General features: G+C 59.1%; 14 protein-coding genes and 2 pseudogenes. 14 read left to right on the plus strand and 2 right to left on the minus strand.

Going from position 1 to position 16,967, the window contains the following annotated elements; all coding sequences use genetic code 11:
- Window positions 1-3 precede the first annotated feature (3 nt).
- A pseudogene (locus tag CAI21_RS20520) lies at window positions 4-1,454 on the plus strand (TrkH family potassium uptake protein).
- A gap of 7 nt (window positions 1,455-1,461) precedes the next feature.
- On the opposite strand, the gene CAI21_RS20525 reads toward CAI21_RS20520, so the two are convergent.
- Complete coding sequence (locus CAI21_RS20525; protein ID WP_116304009.1) at window positions 1,462-2,364, minus strand: lysophospholipid acyltransferase family protein; 903 nt, start codon at window positions 2,362-2,364, stop codon at window positions 1,462-1,464.
- Between the two features lie 385 nt (window positions 2,365-2,749).
- Between CAI21_RS20525 and dtd the strand changes: the two genes are divergently transcribed.
- The 10 genes and pseudogenes from dtd (at window position 2,750) to tatC (ending at window position 8,313) form a co-directional block, all read left to right on the plus strand.
- A complete protein-coding gene (dtd, locus tag CAI21_RS20530; RefSeq protein WP_116304010.1) occupies window positions 2,750-3,187 on the plus strand; it encodes a D-aminoacyl-tRNA deacylase in 438 nt (145 codons plus the stop codon).
- A 92-nt stretch (window positions 3,188-3,279) separates the two neighbouring features.
- Window positions 3,280-3,872: pseudogene (gene hisB, locus CAI21_RS20535) on the plus strand (imidazoleglycerol-phosphate dehydratase HisB).
- Between the two features lie 24 nt (window positions 3,873-3,896).
- On the plus strand, window positions 3,897-4,535 hold the full coding sequence (gene hisH / locus CAI21_RS20540; RefSeq protein ID WP_116304011.1) for an imidazole glycerol phosphate synthase subunit HisH: 639 nt from the start codon (window positions 3,897-3,899) through the stop codon (window positions 4,533-4,535).
- Between the two features lie 21 nt (window positions 4,536-4,556).
- Entirely contained in the window at window positions 4,557-5,294 is a 738-nt protein-coding gene (gene hisA, locus CAI21_RS20545) for a 1-(5-phosphoribosyl)-5-[(5-phosphoribosylamino)methylideneamino]imidazole-4-carboxamide isomerase (RefSeq protein ID WP_116304012.1), read from the plus strand.
- A 12-nt stretch (window positions 5,295-5,306) separates the two neighbouring features.
- A complete protein-coding gene (gene hisF, locus CAI21_RS20550; protein ID WP_116304013.1) occupies window positions 5,307-6,080 on the plus strand; it encodes an imidazole glycerol phosphate synthase subunit HisF in 774 nt (257 codons plus the stop codon).
- A gap of 2 nt (window positions 6,081-6,082) precedes the next feature.
- Entirely contained in the window at window positions 6,083-6,469 is a 387-nt protein-coding gene (gene hisI / locus CAI21_RS20555; RefSeq protein ID WP_116304024.1) for a phosphoribosyl-AMP cyclohydrolase, read from the plus strand.
- 9 nt (window positions 6,470-6,478) lie between these two features.
- Window positions 6,479-6,799, plus strand: a complete 321-nt coding sequence (locus CAI21_RS20560) for a phosphoribosyl-ATP diphosphatase (RefSeq protein ID WP_116304014.1) — start codon at window positions 6,479-6,481, stop codon at window positions 6,797-6,799.
- Between the two features lie 24 nt (window positions 6,800-6,823).
- A complete protein-coding gene (locus tag CAI21_RS20565) occupies window positions 6,824-7,066 on the plus strand; it encodes a Sec-independent protein translocase subunit TatA (RefSeq protein ID WP_116304015.1) in 243 nt (80 codons plus the stop codon).
- Window positions 7,067-7,165: 99 nt separating this feature from the next.
- The gene (gene tatB, locus CAI21_RS20570; protein ID WP_116304016.1) at window positions 7,166-7,537 is read left to right on the plus strand and encodes a Sec-independent protein translocase protein TatB; all 372 of its coding nucleotides are present in this window, start codon (window positions 7,166-7,168) and stop codon (window positions 7,535-7,537) included.
- Entirely contained in the window at window positions 7,534-8,313 is a 780-nt protein-coding gene (gene tatC / locus CAI21_RS20575) for a twin-arginine translocase subunit TatC (RefSeq protein WP_116304017.1), read from the plus strand. The genes tatB and tatC overlap by 4 nt, the downstream gene beginning before the upstream one ends.
- A gap of 56 nt (window positions 8,314-8,369) precedes the next feature.
- On the opposite strand, the gene CAI21_RS20580 is transcribed toward tatC, so the two are convergent.
- Window positions 8,370-10,133, minus strand: a complete 1,764-nt coding sequence (locus tag CAI21_RS20580; RefSeq protein ID WP_116304018.1) for a hypothetical protein — start codon at window positions 10,131-10,133, stop codon at window positions 8,370-8,372.
- Between the two features lie 942 nt (window positions 10,134-11,075).
- On the opposite strand from CAI21_RS20580, the gene CAI21_RS20585 reads away from it, so the two are divergent.
- The 3 genes from CAI21_RS20585 to lpdA all read left to right on the plus strand — a co-directional run bounded on the left by CAI21_RS20585 (window position 11,076) and on the right by lpdA (window position 16,753).
- The gene (locus CAI21_RS20585) at window positions 11,076-13,901 is read left to right on the plus strand and encodes a 2-oxoglutarate dehydrogenase E1 component (RefSeq protein ID WP_116304019.1); all 2,826 of its coding nucleotides are present in this window, start codon (window positions 11,076-11,078) and stop codon (window positions 13,899-13,901) included.
- A gap of 47 nt (window positions 13,902-13,948) precedes the next feature.
- Window positions 13,949-15,202, plus strand: coding sequence for a 2-oxoglutarate dehydrogenase complex dihydrolipoyllysine-residue succinyltransferase (gene odhB, locus CAI21_RS20590; protein ID WP_116304020.1), 1,254 nt, complete (start codon window positions 13,949-13,951; stop codon window positions 15,200-15,202).
- A gap of 129 nt (window positions 15,203-15,331) precedes the next feature.
- Window positions 15,332-16,753 carry a dihydrolipoyl dehydrogenase gene (gene lpdA, locus CAI21_RS20595; RefSeq protein WP_116304021.1) on the plus strand — a complete coding sequence of 474 codons (1,422 nt, stop codon included), beginning with the start codon at window positions 15,332-15,334 and terminating at the stop codon, window positions 16,751-16,753.
- Window positions 16,754-16,967 lie beyond the last annotated feature (214 nt).

The raw sequence follows: 16,967 nt of genomic DNA on the forward strand, positions 1-16,967 counted from the left end.
GCCATGCGCTTAGAGCCGGTGCAAAAAGTCGTCGGGATGCTGCTGATGATCTTCAGCTGCACGATGTTGCCGCCGGCGATGCTCTCCTATTGGGTGGGCGACGGTGCTGTGCTGGCTTTTCTCGCCGCTTTCGGCTTGATTCTCGGCCTAGGCGCTCTGCTATGGCTGCCGGTTCGCTCCAGCACCCGCGAATTGCGCACGCGCGACGGTTTTTGATCGTCGTGCTGTTCTGGAGCGTGCTGGGTACCTGCGGGGCGCTGCCGCTGTTGCTGGCGGAAGAGCCGAATATGCCGGTGGCGGACGCCATCTTCGAGGCGATCTCGGGGTTAACCACAACCGGCTCGACCGTGCTGGTGGGGCTCGACGATCTGCCGCTGTCGATCCGCTATTACCGCCAACAACTGCAATGGTTAGGCGGGATGGGCATCATCGTTTTGGCGGTCGCCATCCTCCCGATGCTCGGGGTCGGCGGTATGCAGCTCTACCGCGCGGAGATGCCGGGGCCGATCAAGGATACCAAGTTGACGCCGCGAATCGCGGAGACCGCAAAGGCCCTTTGGTATATCTACCTGACCCTGACCATCGCCTGCGCCGTGGCTTACTGGTTGGCCGGGATGACGCCGTTCGACGCTATTACCCATAGTTTCTCGACCGTTGCCACCGGCGGCTTTTCAACCTACGACGCCAGCATGGGGCATTTCGACAGCCACCTGATTAATATGATCTGCGTGGTCTTTATGTTGATTTCGGCGGTTAACTTTGCGCTGCACTTCTATGCCTGGCGGCGGCGTACCGTCGATGCCTATTCCACCGACGCCGAGTTCCGATTTTATGGTGGGGTGTTGTTGGTTGCCTTCATTTTAGTGACCGGAACCCTGCTTATAACCGGCTACTATGCCGGCTTGGACGATACGCTCTCGCATGCCGTCTTCCAGATTGTTTCGTTCTCGACGACAGCCGGCTTTGCAACCGCGGATGTCTCCGCATGGCCGACATTCCTGCCGGTTTTGCTGATTTTCCTGAGTTTTCTCGGCGGAATGGCCAGCTCAACCTCGGGCGGGATTAAAGTCATCCGATTCCTGTTGCTGTTTAAGCAGGGCCAGCGCGAGATTATTCGCTTGATTCACCCGCAGGCCCAGGTGCTGGTGAAGGTCGGCGATAAGGCGGTCAATGAGCGGGTCATGGACTCGATTTGGGGATTCTTCGCCACTTACATGGCGGTTTACGCCATTCTGTTGCTTACCTTGATGGCGATGGGCTTGGATCAAGTGACCGCGTTTTCCGCGGTTGCGGCGACGTTGAATAACTTGGGCCCGGGTTTAGGCGAGGTGGCGGCCAATTTCGGCAGCCTGAGCGCCTCGGCCAAGTTATTACTGTCGGTTGCGATGATTATGGGGCGCTTGGAGATCTTTACCCTGCTCGTGTTGCTAACGCCGGCCTTCTGGCGGCGCTAACGCTCCGTTAGCGCGGTTGTTTTTTGTAGCGGTTCTTGCCGCCGTTAGGTTGCTTGCGAAAGCGTCGATAGCTCCACTGGTACTGCGGCAAGGCTTCCTGGGCGCATTGCTCGATGCCGTGATTCATAGCCGTTGCGGCGACGGTGCTATCCGCTGCGCTAACGCCCTCCGGAGCCGGTAGGCACTGAATGCGGTAGCCGCGTCCCCAGGGCAATCTGATCGCAAAAACGTAGACGACCGCGGCTCCCGAGCGCTCCGCGAGCTTAGGCAGTAAGGTCATGGTCTTGGCCGGGACTCCGAAAAACGGCGCGAACACGCCCTCGCCGCGCGGCTCCTGATCCGGCAGTATGGCGGCGACTTCGCCTTGGCTTAGCGCCTTATATAAAGACCGGATACCGCGCGGATTGGCCGGGTAAGTATGGCCGCCGAGCCGTTCGCGGGCGCTGCGGACCAGCGGGTCGAATTCGATGTTGCGCGGCGGGCGGTATAGGCTGTGCAGCGGAATGCGGCGGGAGAAGTAAATCGGTAAAAGCTCCCAGGCGCCTAAATGCGGTACGGCAACGATGACGCCATCGCCTTTCTCTACCGCATCGTACAGCACATGGAGATCGCGGGTTTCCTTGACCAACGCATCCAAGCGCTCCGGCTTCCATTGCCAGAAAGCGGCCACTTCCGTCATGGCTTTGAAGGTTTCTCGCAATGCGTGCTTCAGCAGCCGTTTGCGTTCCCGCTCGCTTAGTTCCGGAAAGCAGAGTTTTAGATTAAAGCGAGTATCTCGCCTCAAATCGTTAGGAAATGCGGCGAATAAACTGCCTAGCAGGAATCCTATCGCGTGGAGCGCGGGCAGCGGCAGATAGCCGGCAAGCCGTAGTATGACCTTAACGATAAGCAGTTTGTCGATGCTAGGCATAGCCTTGTCTGACTCCGAGCTTCCTTCGCCGCGTGAATGGATCGCGGCGATGACGAATCAATCGCGGAATTAGAACAAGGTGAGGCCGCGCTGTCCATGCACTGCTGCAATAAAAAACCGGCGCCATCCGTTGGCGCCGGTTCGGTGCTAGCTTGATTGCGCTGGAATGCCCGTCCGTGAGCTGCTTCCCCGTCCAAACTGCTGGGGGTTCCGGCTAGAATCCCTTCGTTTTAATCGCTCCCCATCCTTGGGAGTCGACGTTCGCCAAGCAGCGAACGCACGATAAGAATGGCATTCTTGCCGGTTTCGTGCTGTCAGCCGGTTTCGACAAACCGTGTAAGAATATTCTGACGTTGGCAGGCGCTGACAAGCTAAAGGAGCGAACATGATTGGGCTGTTACAGCGAGTGAGGCAAGCCGAGGTGACGGTTGCCGGGGCGTCGATCGGCCGTATAGACCAGGGGCTACTGGTTTTAGTTGGGGTGCAAAAGGGCGATGGCAAGGCGCAGGCGGCGCGTCTGCTAGAGCGGCTATTGAACTATCGGGTGTTTCCCGATGCCGAAGGGCGGATGAATCTATCCTTAAGGGATGTTGGCGGCGGTTTGTTGTTGGTGCCGCAGTTCACCTTAGCGGCCGATACCGGCAAGGGTAACCGCCCCTCCTTTGCTTCGGCCGCCGCGCCGGCTGAGGCCGAGCGGTTGTTTGCCGAGTTGTTGGAGCTGGCTCGGCAGGCGTATCCGGCAGTCGCCAGCGGTCGGTTCGGGGCGGACATGCAAGTGAGTTTGTGTAACGACGGGCCTGTCACCTTTTGGCTGGAGGTTTGATTCGGGCGTTACTAAATGACAGCCTTTCGATCAGCGGTTAATTCAGTATGGGTATGATATTCTTCGAAGCGACGATTTTTGAGATGCAGCACATGAATGAGCGTAGCGCCAACATCGAACGAAACACCCTAGAAACCCAGGTTCGCGTCGGCATCAACCTCGACGGAACCGGGGTATCGAAGCTGGATATCGGAGTGCCTTTTCTTGAGCACATGCTTGACCAGATCGCTCGGCACGGCCTGATCGATTTAGAAATCAACGCCGTGGGCGATCTGCACATCGACGACCATCACACGGTGGAAGATGTCGGGATCACCTTCGGCCAAGCACTGCGGGAGGCGCTGGGGGATAAAAAGGCGTACGCCGCTTCGGCCATGCCTACGTCCCGCTAGACGAGGCGCTGTCGCGGGTGGTGGTGGATTTCTCCGGTAGGCCCGGTTTGGAATACCACGTGGATTTCCCGCGCGCCCGGATCGGCGACTTCGATGTCGATCTGTTCCGCGAATTTTTCCAGGGTGTGGTTAATCATGCGCAGATGACCCTGCATATCGATAATCTGCGCGGCCGGAACGCGCACCATATTATCGAGACGGTGTTCAAAGCGTTCGGGCGTGCGTTGCGCGTTGCCTGCGAACGGGACGAACGGATGCAAGGCGTTGTGCCGTCCACCAAAGGGCAGCTCTAAACTGCGACTGGCCGTGAGGGTATCATGACGGTTATTGCCGTAGTCGATTACGGAATGGGAAACCTACGCTCCGTGCGCAAAGCGCTGGAGCATGTAGGCAACGGTGCGGTGGTCGAGGTGACCTCGGCACCGGAGCGCATCTTGCGCGCCGATCGCGTGGTGCTGCCCGGTGTGGGAGCGATCGGCGATTGCATGAACGAACTGCACCGACTGGAGTTGGTGGAGGCTTTGCGAGAGGCCGCCGGCAGCAAGCCTTTTCTCGGCGTTTGCCTAGGTATGCAGGCTCTGCTTGACTTCAGCGAAGAGAACCAGGGCGTCGATTGTCTGGGCGTCCTGCCGGGCAAAGCGCGTCGTTTCCCGGCCGAGTTGACCACGGATGCCGGTTTGAAGGTTCCGCATATGGGCTGGAACGGCGTCCTCCAGCAGGGGCGACATCCGCTTTGGCGGGGTATCGCCGACAACAGCCGGTTTTACTTTGTCCATAGCTATTATGTCGAACCGGCGGAGGCTGCTTTGGCGGCCGGGGTGACGCGCTATGGGTTCGATTTCGCTGCCGTGGTTGCCCGCGGCAATGTATTTGCAACACAGTTCCACCCAGAGAAAAGCCAACGTGCGGGGCTCGACCTGTTGGCTAATTTCGTCCGTTGGGACGGCTCGGTTTGATTTCGAAAACGTGAGGAAGAAATGCTCCTGATACCGGCGATCGATCTAAAGGATGGCAAATGCGTACGCCTGCGCCAGGGCGATATGAACGACGAGACGGTGTTCTCCGACGACCCTGTGGCGATGGCGCAGCGGTGGGTGGATGCCGGCACCAAGCGTTTGCATATCGTCGATTTGAATGGCGCGGTCGCCGGTTTTCCGGTCAATGCCGATATCATCGGCCGGATTGCGGAGGCCTTTCCGGATTTGGAAATTCAGGTCGGCGGCGGCATTCGCGATTTTGAGGTTATTCAGACGTATCTGGACGTCGGCGTCGACTACGTCATTATCGGCACGCAGGCGGTACGCGCGCCGCATTTCGTCGACGATGCCTGTTTGGAGTTTCCCGGCCACATCATCGTCGGGCTAGACGCTAAGGACGGCAAAGTGGCGACCGACGGTTGGGCGAAAGTTTCGGCCCATTCCGCTGTCGACATGGCGCTGCGTTTCGAGGAGGCCGGTGTCGAGGCGCTGGTATTTACCGATATCGGGCGCGACGGGATGATGCGCGGCGTTAACGTCGAGGCGACCCGGCAGCTTGCGCAAAAGGTGAATATACCCATTGTTGCTTCCGGTGGCGTGAGTAGCCTGGACGATGTGCGGGCTTTGTGCGAGGCCGCCGCGGACGGCATTGCCGGGGCCATTGTCGGCCGCGCGATCTACGAAGGCAGCCTCGATTTGCAGGCCGCACAGAAGCTCGCCTCCGAGCTGGTGGCGTAAAGGGATCACGGTATGAGTCTGGCCAAGCGCATTATCCCCTGTCTGGACGTCGACAACGGTCGCGTGGTCAAAGGCGTGCAATTCGTCGATATTCGCGATGCCGGCGATCCGGTGGAAATCGCGCGTCAATACGATGCTCATGGGGCCGACGAGATCACGTTCCTCGACATTACCGCCAGCTCCCAAGAGCGGGAAACGATGGTCCATGTGGTCGAACAAGTCGCCGGCGAAGTCTTTATCCCGCTGACGGTGGGCGGCGGTATCCGCACGGTGGCGGATATCCGGCGGATGCTCAATGCCGGGGCGGATAAAGTCGCGATTAATACAGCCGCGGTCAGTCGCCCCGAATTCGTCGCGGAAGCGGCCGAGCGTTTTGGCTCCCAATGCATCGTGGTGGCGCTCGATGCCAAGCGGGTAAGTAAGGAAGGCGAGCCGTTGCGCTGGGAAGTCTTCACGCATGGCGGCCGGCGGGAGACGGGGCTCGATGCCGTGGCGTGGAGCCAGCGTATGGTGGCCAACGGTGCGGGCGAGATTCTGCTCACCAGCATGGATCGCGACGGTACCAAACAAGGCTTTGACGTCGAGCTCACACGGGCCATTTCGGATGCTTCCGGCGTGCCCGTGATTGCCTCCGGCGGCGTCGGCAATCTCCAGCATCTGGTTGACGGCGTGCAGTTAGGGCGTGCCGATGCGGTGCTCGCGGCAAGTATTTTCCACTTCGGCGAATATACTATCGAGGAAGCCAAGGACTATATGGCGGCGCAGGGAATCGAGGTGCGGCGATGAGTATAAGCCAAGCGGCGTTGGATACGTTGGTTTGGAATGACGACGGATTGTTGCCGGTTATTGCTCAAAATCATGTCACCGGCGAGATTCTTATGTTTGCATGGATGAACCGGGAAGCCCTTCGGGAGACCGTCGAACGAGGCGAGGCGGTTTACTGGTCGCGTTCTCGGCAGCGCTTGTGGCATAAGGGCGAGAGTTCCGGCCATACGCAGAAAGTGTACGAGGTTCGGGTCGATTGCGATCGCGACGTGATCTTGCTGAAAGTGGAACAGATGGGTGGGATTGCTTGTCATACGGGCAGGGCGAGTTGTTTTTTCAATCGCTTGGAAGAGGGCGATTGGAAGGTGGTGACGCCGGTCTTGAAGAATCCCTCCGATATTTACGGTTAAGGTGTTCGCATGAGCGCAGTGCTCTCTCAACTCGCCGAGGTGCTGGAAGCACGCAAAGGTGCCGACCCTAAGGAATCCTACGTAGCCCGCCTCTACGATAAGGGACTCGACGCGATTTTGAAGAAAATCGGCGAGGAGGCTACGGAAACGGTCATCGCCGCTAAGGACGGAGATCGGCAACAAATCGTTTATGAAACGGCCGACCTTTGGTTTCACTGTCTTGTCATGTTGATGCAGCAAGGTATACGGCCTGAGGAAGTGCTCTCCGAACTGGAGCGGCGATTCGGACTGTCGGGTATTGCGGAGAAGGCCGCACGCGCCGACAAATAAGGCCAAAAGGGCCGGGAGGTTATCATGGGTATTGGTGGTATTAGCGTTGGCTCTTTGCTGATTGTGCTGGCCATTGTGGTGTTGTTGTTCGGCACCAAGAAGCTGCGCACCTTGGGCAGCGATCTGGGCGGCGCATTTAGAGGCTTTCGTGATGCGGTAAAGGAAGGTGAGGAAGCTTCGAAAGAAGTCGGCCGTTTGGAAGAGCAAGAGCAGTCCAGCGCTCAGCGTTCCGCCGAACAGCAATCGAGCGACCGCCAGTCCTCCTAAGCGGTTGGTGGAGTGCCCGGCTGCGCCGGGTCGCTCCGCTCGGATTGTTCACTTTCTCGTCAATGTTCGGTGCGAGCTGCGACTCGCTGAGAGGCGACGATGTTTGATGTCGGCTTTTGGGAAGTAGGGTTAATCCTGGTGATAGCCCTGTTAATCCTTGGCCCGGAACGTTTGCCGCGCGCTGTGCGTGTGGTCGGTTTCTGGATCGGCCGCGCTCGCGGCGTGTTCTATTCCTTACGCGCAGAGATGGATAGGGAGTTTCAGATACAGGAAATGCGTAAGGCCGGGCGCGATTTTGAAGAAGAGTTCAAGCAAATGCGCTCGGCGGCGAACGAGTTCCAGCAGAACGTTATGCGGCAAGCCGACAATGCTCGCCAAAAGTCGGCGGACGATGCCGCTGGCGAACCGACGCCGGACAAGCCCGCGCCCAGTGCCTCCTCCGCTGACAAAGGCAAGGGGACTGACGCGTGAGCAAAAAGCCTAACCGTTACGAGATCGACGAAGAGCGGCCGATTGTCAGCCACTTGCTAGAGCTGCGCTCTCGGCTGCTGCGGGTGGTCATCGTTGTCGTCGTCGCTTTTCTGGCTATCTATCCTTTTGCCGATCATCTCTACACCTGGCTCTCCGGACCGTTACGGGCCGCTTTGCCGGAAGGCGGGCAGATGATCGCGATCCAGGTTGCATCGCCTTTTCTGATCCCGATGAAATTGGCCTTGATGGCGGCCGTTTTTATTACCATCCCATACATTCTTTACCAGGTTTGGGGTTTTGTCGCGCCAGGCTTGTACCGCCACGAGCGCCGCCTGATTTGGCCGTTACTGTTCTCCAGTACGTTGCTGTTTTATCTCGGTGTCGCATTCGCCTACTTTGTCGTGTTCCCGCTGGTGTTTACCTTCTTCGCGGCGGTAACGCCCAGCGGGGTGTCGATGATGACCGACATCGGCGAGTATTTGAGTTTCGTCATCAAGCTGTTCTTTGCCTTTGGCGCCGCGTTCGAGGTGCCGGTGGCGACGATTCTATTGATACGTAGCGGTGTCACCACGCGAGAGGCATTAAGCAAAAAGCGTCCGTATGTCATCGTGGTGGCGTTTATTGTCGGCATGCTGCTGACGCCGCCGGACATGGTCTCCCAGATCCTGCTGGCGTTGCCGGTATGGCTGTTGTTCGAAATTGGCTTGCTGCTTTCCGGTTGGTTCGTCAAGCAAGGCGAAGACGAGGATACCGCGGCGCCCGCCGAGAAATACTGAATAAACCCTCTTCGCAGGCAGTTGGCTGAACCGTCCAATCTAAGCGCGAAGGCGGTTCAGCCGGCTTGGTAGAGCGGTATTTCGGTGTGTGTTGTTTCCAGAGCGGCGACCAAGCGGAAGCGGAATTGCGCGAACTGTTGCGTGCTATGGACAAGCTCGGTCAGTCTGGCATGTAACGTCGCCCCGTCGTCCCTAGCGAGGCGGACGATGGTGCCGGCGGCATACAGGCCGCTCGCCGTTAGCAGCGTGTGGCTATCGGTAACCGGGTTAGTGCGGGGTATCAACAGACCGCGCTGGTAATCGTTTGCCCGGCCTGGCCCGGAAATCGCTTCTATACCGACGGCATACGCATTGTCGGCAAGCTGTTCGACCCCGAGCTCCAACCCTCCCTTCGGCCGCGTGCGTAACCAGCGCACGGCGCCAAGCTTCCAGTCGGCCGAGTTCCTGCCGTCTTCGCTTGTGTAGGCGAGCAGGTCGCCGACCTGGGTCCGCACCGGCACGGCTTCGGGGGAGAATGCCGCCATGCCGCCCTCGCTCTCGTTGCTTTGCTGCCAGGTCGAGAGCCTAAACTCCGGTTGGTACCGGCGCTGGGCTGCATCGGTTAAGACCGCCTGAATGCGCCGCGCGCGGTGCCCGCTATCGTTAAGGTCGGTCGCGCCTTTAGAGGCTGTCATGGCGTCCCGGTCCAGCGGTTGGTCCTTTCGCCGCTGGTCCGCTTGCGTCGGCTCAAAGCGGCGGCGTTTATTGGCCACATAATGGCAAGCATGCAAGCCCACTACGACAAGCAGCTTGGCGGCGGTCGGCTGTCGCAAAGCCCTTCGCCCCTGCCGCTCCCCGAGTGCGCCTATGAAGCGCATGTCCAGATCCCGTTGTTTTTGTTCTGACTGGGTGAGCGTACTGTTGCAACGTTTAATCGTGCGATCGAAAAGGGTAATCTGGTGCCGGATAGCGCCGGTTAGCTCTCGGATATCGAGTATGCGTGGCTGCCGCAGGGCCGGGTGGGGCGCAGCGAGGGGTAGGTAATGGGCCGCGTGGTCGGACGCAAGATCGAGAACAAAGCGACCGGATAAGTCTTCGTTCGCTTGCGGTGGGCGCGTTTGCACAAAATGCACCCAGCGGCCGATGCGGCGGTATAGTGCTTCGGCCTCCCCGTGCCGGAGCCGGTAAGGGTCGGCCAACGCGAGAGTCGCCAACCGCAGATAGGCCTGCTTGACGGATAAAGCCGTCTCTTCGCTATCGGGGCTGCCTTCCACCGGCAGGCTCTGTAGCTTGTAGCGTTCCGCATTGCCATAGAGCGTGTGCAGCTCGCGCCAAACGCCGGCCGGCTCGGGCTGATAGATGCGATAACTCTCCAGCAGCCTTCGCCCTAGCGTAAGCATGGCGCGCTGAATGCTCAGCTGAAATACGAGCACGTCGGCTTTGCTCGGCGTCGACTGCGCTAGCTTGAGCTGCCGATTAACGCAAAGCTTAAAGCCGTTGGCCAGCTCGTCGAGGAGCTTTTGTGCCTGTCGCACGCGTTGCCGCTGTGCTTCTTGCAGCGGCGCGGCGTCATCGCTGTGTTGCTCCGCCAGCCGCGCGCAGACAGCGTTCACCGCCGGCCGGAACAGCTCCATAACCTCGAAGCGGCTCGCCTTATGCAGAGACGAGCGATTAACAAGATGCAGCGCATCGAATAGAACCCGAGCGCTCGCCGCTGCGTTTCCCTCAGGAATTTTTTCCAGCCAATCCCTAATTTGGCCGGGTCCGCGGCCGGAAAACTCGCTAGCGCCGCTGGTATCCTTTACCGGTACCTGGAGGTAAGCAGGCTTCATTGCGGTCATGCATCTCCCGATGTCGTTTCTTGTTATTCCCTGTGGAGGGTGCAACCCACTGTTATCGAAGTACATTAGCATACTTTTGGGTGCTTTCGAGCGGGTTTGTCGCGCTACCGAAAACGACGTTTGAAGCCTCGTTTTTTACTAACTAGTAAGTTTTAGTTTGGCAGAAAGTTGCGTCCTACCCTCCAGAAGCGTTATTTTATGCACAGTGACTGGATCGTGCAGTTAGGCGACGTTTTGCGCCCGCGATTTGCCGATTAGTACGACGTTTTATCGACGACCCCCGCTGTTCGTTTGGGGGACTTAGAACGTTGCTTTCAGCTGTAAAGCAACTTCCCTGGCGCAACCCCTGCGTGGCGTGCCGGTAACGGGAAGGAGAGACGGTTTGGCCTTATACAAATCAGTAGCGGAGAACGGCGCGTTTGCGTTGGTTCGGCTCGGTCATTCCCGTTCCTGCGTACTTGGCCGTCGTGGCTGCGGGCGAGGTTGAAGTTAGATGGTGGGGAGTCAATGCCATTTAACTAACCGTCGCTTCCCGCACCCTCGTTGCCCCCGTTGTTCGGTTTTACCGAGCGCCGCGAGCCGGCGCCTCTCCGTTGTTTATCGTCGCAATAGCCCATCGTTCGCAGCGTTGCGGCGAGTTGGGGAAACCGCAAACCGTCCCTCAGTTCTCAAGCAATGGCGTTCATCGGCCGATTTCTTAGGCTCGACGTTTGCGAAAGCGGCGCGCCCACGGTTTCAGGAAGTATGGAATGGCTGCCTTGCTTTGTTCAGGGTGCGACGAGCCGCATTGGCGGTTGGTTCGCCGCAAGGCAGTGTTTCGCATGGCCGGCGGGTGCCGGCTACATTTCTTTGTAAGCGGTCTGGGAAGTCAGATACGACGGTGTCTGTCGGCCATCACCGAATTCTCGATACGCCCATCGGCAAAGGCTTAGGTGAAAGTCAATGAAAGGCCTGTTCGAAAAGCTCAAGCGCTCATCTTATCTCGGCGGCTCCAATGCCGCTTTTATCGAAGATCTTTACGAAGATTACCTCCGCGACCCGGATTCGGTCGGGAATGAATGGAAATACTACTTCCAAGGCTTGGAAACCGGCGACTCCCGTCCGCAGCGAGACGTCCCGCATGGCCCTATTCGGGAAGAGTTCGCGCGCCGAGCGCGGGCGTCGGGGCGTATTCAGCGGGTTGTCGCGGACGGCGGCCTATCGCCGGAAGCGGCTGAAAAACAAGCAGCCGTACTGCGTTTAATCAACGCCTACCGGGTGCGAGGACACCAGAAAGCCGACATCGATCCGCTCAACCTCCGGCCGCCGATCGAAATCCCCGACCTCGATCCGGCTTTTCATAATCTGACCGCAGCCGACATGGACCGGGTGTTCAATACCGGCTCGCTGTTCGTCGCCGAGCAATTGTCCTTGCGGGATATTTTGCAGGTGGTCCGCGAAGTCTACTCCGGGACCATCGGCTCCGAGTACATGCATATCACCGACACGGTGGAAAAACGCTGGATTCAGGAGCGCCTGGAAAGCAATCGGGCGAAGCTAAACTTAACGCCCGAGAAGAAAATCGAGGTGTTGGAGCGGGTAACCGCCGGCGAAGGTATCGAGAAGTATCTGCACAGCAAGTACGTCGGGCAGAAGCGCTTCTCGTTGGAAGGCGGCGAGTCTTTGATTCCCATGCTCGATTACCTGATCCAGCACTCGGGTCGCCACGGCATCCGGGAAATGGTGCTCGGCATGGCGCACCGCGGCCGTTTGAACGTCCTGATCAACATTCTTGGTAAATCGCCGAAAGAATTGTTTGCCGAATTCGAGGGGAACTATAACCTCGGCAAGGCCGGCTCCGGCGACGTAAAGTACCACCTGGGTTATTCCTCCGATATCCTCACCGACGGCGGCCCTTTGCATTTAGCCATGGCCTTTAACCCGTCGCATTTGGAAATCGTCGATCCGGTGGTTGTCGGCTCGGCACGCGCGCGTATGCAGCGTCGGCACGACCACACGGGCGACGAGGTGATGCCGGTGCTGATTCACGGCGATGCGGCTTTCGCTGGCCAAGGCGTCGTGATGGAAACCTTCCAGCTATCGCAGGCGCGCGGTTTCTATACCGGCGGTACGGTTCATATCATCGTCAACAACCAGATCGGGTTTACCACCAGTAATCCGCTGGATGCGCGTTCCACCTTCTACAGCACCGAAGTGGCGAAGATGGTGCAGGCGCCGATTTTCCACGTAAACGGCGACGACCCGGAAGCGGTGCTGTTTGTCACCCAGTTGGCCTTCGACTACCGGCAGCGGTTCAAGAAAGACGTGGTGATCGACCTTATCTGTTACCGCCGCCACGGCCACAACGAGGCCGACGAGCCGTCCGCCACGCAGCCGGTTATGTACAGCAAGATCAAGTCGCACGATACCGTGCGTCAGCTATACGGTAAGCGCTTGGTCGCCGAGAGCATACTGGACGAGAGCGAGGTCGACGATCTGGCGCAGAACTATCGCGATGCGCTGGATAATCACCAGATCGTTGCCCGCAACATCATGGGCACCGTTCACAACGACTACGCGGTGGACTGGACGCCGTATTTCGATGCGAAATGGGACGATCACACCGAAACCAAAGTACCGATCAGCGTCATTCGCGACTTGCAGGAAAACCTGCAACGCTTGCCTGAAGGTTTCGAGTTGAACCCTCGCGTCGCGGCGATCATGGAAAGCCGGCGCAAGATGGCTGCCGGGGCCTTGGCCTTGGACTGGGGCTTCGCCGAAACCATGGCGTATGCCACCTTGCTCAACGCCGGCTACAAAGTGCGGCTCACCGGGCAGGACAGCGGCCGCGGTACCTTCTTCCATCGGCATGCGGTATTGCATAACGCCAAAGACGGCGATACCTACATACCGTTGAAAGACATTACGACGGAACCGACCGACTTCACCGTTATCGACTCGTTACTGTCGGAAGAAGCGGTGATGGGCTTCGAGTACGGCTTCTCCACCGCCGATCCGACGACGATGGTGATCTGGGAGGCGCAGTTCGGCGACTTCGCCAACGGCGCTCAGGTCGTTATCGATCAGTTTATCGTCTCCGGCGAAGCGAAATGGGGCCGGTTATGCGGGCTCACCCTGTACCTGCCGCACGGTTACGAAGGCCAGGGCCCCGAGCACTCCTCGGCCCGTCTGGAGCGTTTCCTACAGCTTTGCGCCGAGCACAATATTCAAGTGTGCGTGCCGAGTACGCCTGCTCAGTTCTTCCACATGATCCGCCGCCAGATGTTGCGCAGCCTGCGCAAGCCGTTGGTGGTGATGACGCCGAAGAGCCTGTTGCGGCATAAGCTGTCGACCTCGTCGCTGGACGATTTGACGGAAGGCAAGTTCCAGCTCGTGATCGACGAGATCGACGACCTGAGTCCGAAGAAAGTCGACCGCGTGGTGCTGTGCAGCGGCAAGGTCTACTTCGACCTGTTGCTAGAGCGGCGGAAACGCGAACTCGACAACGTGGCGATTTTGCGTGTCGAGCAGCTTTACCCCTTCCCGGAGAAGGAGCTGAGCGCCTTGCTGCGGCGGCGCTATAGCAAAGCAACCGAAGTCGTTTGGTGTCAGGAAGAGCCGAAGAATCAGGGCGCCTGGTATTCCAGCCAGCATCATTTCCTGAACTGCATGCGGGAAGAGCAGACGTTGCGCTATGCCGGACGCGACGCCTCGGCATCGCCGGCGGCGGGTTATGCCAAGCTGCATCACGAGCAGCAACGGAAACTGGTGGATGAAGCGTTGAGTTAAGCAGGCGGCGAACAATCCCATCGCCATTGCCTGAAAGCGAGGAGTTAATGAGCATCGAAGTTAAAGTTCCCCCGTTACCCGAGTCCGTCTCGGAAGCTACGGTCGTCACCTGGCACAAACAGCCTGGCGACGCCGTTTCCCGAGACGAGAATTTGGTCGATATCGAAACCGATAAAGTGGTATTGGAAGTCCCCGCGCCAGCCGACGGGGTGCTAGGCGATATCCTGAAACAAGAAGGCGATACGGTGACGGCCGCCGAAGTGTTGGCGACCTTGGAAGAGCAAGGCGCGAAACCGGCCGCCAAAGCCGGCAAAGCCGAGAAGCCGGCCGCCGAGCCTGAGCCGTCGGCCTCCCAGCGAGCGCTCGACGAAATGGGGCCGGCGGTTAAACGGCTGGTCGAACAGAACAACCTCGATATCGACAAGATCGAAGGTACCGGCCGTGGCGGCCGCATCACCAAAGAAGACGTGCTGAACTTCATGGAAGCGCAGGAAGGCTCCAGCGTCGGCACGCCGGTTGCCGATAAAGGCACCGAAGAGCCGGCGGCCAAGCCGGCGCCGCAGAAAGCCGAGAAGCCCGCGCCACAAGCGGCGGCCGGCGATCGCGAAGAGCGCCGCGTACCGATGAGCCGTTTGCGCCAGCGGATCGCCGAACGCCTGGTCGAGGCGCAGCAAACGGCTGCCATCCTGACCACGTTCAACGAAGTCAACATGCAGCCGGTCATGGACCTGCGCGCGCGCTACAAGGACCGTTTCGAGAAAACGCACGGAACCAAACTCGGCTTCATGTCCTTCTTCGTCAAAGCCGCGGTGGAAGCCCTGAAGCGTTTCCCGGCGGTTAACGCGTCGATCGACGGCACGGATATCATCTATCATGGTTACCATGACATCGGTATCGCCGTAAGCTCGCCGCGCGGCCTCGTAGTGCCTGTGCTGCGCGATGCCGAGCACAAGTCCTACGCCGACGTTGAAGCGGAAATCGCCGATTTCGGTAAGCGGGCTCGCGACGGCAAGCTGTCCATCGACGAGCTGACCGGGGGCACCTTCTCGATCACCAACGGCGGCATCTTCGGCTCGTTGATGTCGACGCCGATTCTTAATCCGCCGCAGAGTGCTATTCTGGGTATGCATAAGATCCAGGAACGGCCGATGGCGGAAAACGGCGAAGTGGTGATCCGGCCGATGATGTATCTCGCCCTGTCGTACGACCACCGGATTATCGATGGCCGCGAAGCGGTGCAATTCCTGGTGACTATCAAGGATATGCTTGAGGACCCGGCGCGCCTGTTGTTAGAGGTATAACGACAGGACAAATATCGGCATCGGCAGCGCAGGCAGCGTGTCCTTGCAAAGGGCACCCGTTGCCTGCCGGTGCCATCGGTTGTCAGTGGCTAACGCGATAGGCGCCACAACAACAAACTAGGAGTAATCATGGCAAAATCCTTTGATGTCATCGTCATCGGCGCCGGGCCTGCCGGTTACGTCGGCGCCATCCGCTGCGCGCAGCTCGGTTTGAGCGTCGCCGTCATCGACGAGTTCGTTTCCAAAAACGGAGAGCCGGCACCGGGCGGCACCTGCCTGAATGTCGGCTGCATCCCTTCCAAAGCGCTGCTGGACTCTTCCGAGCAGTTCCACCGGGTCAACGAAAGCCTGCATACCCACGGGATCAAGGTGCAGGGCGTCGAACTCGACGTGCCGACCATGATCAGCCGCAAGGATCAAGTCGTTAAAGACATGACCGGCGGCATCATGCAGTTGTTCAAAGCGAACAAAATCACCTGGCTGGCCGGCCACGGCAAACTGCTTGAGGGCAAGAAGGTCGAGTTCACGCCTCACAGTGGCAAGCCGGAAACGCTGCAAGCGGAGAACGTCATCCTGGCGACCGGTTCCAAACCGATCAGCATCGATGCGGCACCGCTCGATGGCGAGCGTATCGTCGACTCCTCCGGCGCACTGGAATTTACCGAAGTGCCGAAGCGTTTAGGCGTCATCGGCGCCGGTGTGATCGGCTTGGAAATGGGCAGCGTATGGAACCGCCTGGGCTCCAAAGTCGTGTTGCTCGAAGCGCAGGACACCTTCCTCGCGCCGGTCGATAGTCGCGTCGCCAAAGACGCCTTCAGGCAGTTCTCCAAGCAAGGGCTGGAAATCCGCCTGGGCGCCCGTGTTACGGGCGTGAAGTCCGGCAAGAACCTTACCGTTCATTATGAAGATAAGGACGGCAAGCAGACCTTGCAGGTCGATAAGCTGATCGTAGCCGTCGGCCGTCGGCCCTCCACCGATAGCCTCGCCGCCGACGACGCCAATCTGCTGCTCGACGAGCGCGGTTTCGTGCATGTCGACGAACATTGCCAAACCAACCTCCCGGGCGTTTATGCCGTGGGCGACGTCGTTCGCGGCCCGATGTTGGCGCATAAAGGCTCCGAAGAGGGCGTTATGGTCGCCGAACAGATCGCCGGGCAAAAAGGCCACGTCAACTACGACACGATCCCCTGGGTCATCTACACGCACCCGGAAATCGCCTGGGTCGGTCGTACCGAGCAGTCGCTGAAAGCCGCCGGCGTGCCGATCAAGTCCGGCACCTTCAACTTCGGGGCTACCGGCCGGGCGCGGGCGATGGAAGAGTCGGGCGGTTTGGTGAAGGTGATTGCCCATGCCGAAACCGACCGTATTCTCGGTGTCCATATCGTCGGCCCGATGGCGTCCGAGTTGATCGCCGAAGCGGTGGTTGCGATGGAGTTCGCCGCCAGCGCGGAAGACTTGGCGCGGATCATCCACGCCCACCCGACCTTGTCCGAGGCGGTGCACGAGGCGGCGCTATCGGTCGAAAAGCGGGCGATTCACAAAGCCAACTAAGCCCTCGGCGGTTAACGCCGAGTAGAAAAGCCGCGGCAGCGGGATACGCTGCCGCGGCTTTTTTTGTATTTCACCGCGCACCTTGCCGCACACGTCCGCCGAACGGGCCAACCGTAAGCCGTAAAGGCGTACTAGAGCGAATGCTAAAAATCTCGTATCCTATTATACCGATACTGCCTTCTCCCTCTGGCCGCGGCCCCTGTCCGGACGTGTC

The organism is Alkalilimnicola ehrlichii (assembly GCF_003399765.1).
GTDB lineage: Bacteria > Pseudomonadota > Gammaproteobacteria > Nitrococcales > AK92 > AK92.